Here is a 379-nt window from a genome sequence, read left to right as displayed (position 1 = left end):
ATTCTTTCGTATCCCTCAAATACTGATAATTAATATTTAATGGATTCATCACATGACCACTTTGAATTCGTCTACGAATCACACAAAGGACATAAGGCAATGAACTAAGTGATTTGTCTATAAAGCGACTCTTCAAAAATTGTTCTACCTGTTTGATTTTGTCTTTTTGATATGCGATATCTTCGAATGTTAAGTTGAGCGCCTTTAAAACTTCACTTTTAGTAATATCATGATTCAACCTTTGATCAATCAACTTAATGAAGAAACGGCGAACTTCAAATTCCTCACCAACAATTTCATAACCATGCTTTCGAGAATACTTAAGTGACAAACCATGATCTTCCAATTGCTCTTTCACATGATTTATATCGTGAATGAC

1 protein-coding gene is annotated in these 379 nt (G+C 33.0%); it reads right to left on the bottom strand.

The window, feature by feature from the left end; translation table 11 throughout:
* On the bottom strand, positions 1 to 379 hold a 379-nt coding region (locus EVJ22_RS15375; protein WP_199749353.1), incomplete at both ends, for a helix-turn-helix domain-containing protein.

Origin of the sequence: Exiguobacterium sp. SH0S7 (assembly GCF_004337195.1) — a bacterium.
Classification (GTDB): Bacteria; Bacillota; Bacilli; order Exiguobacteriales; family Exiguobacteriaceae; genus Exiguobacterium; species Exiguobacterium aurantiacum_A.
The sequence above is the reverse complement of the archived record's forward strand: the minus strand, read 5'-3'. Positions and strand labels throughout refer to the sequence as shown.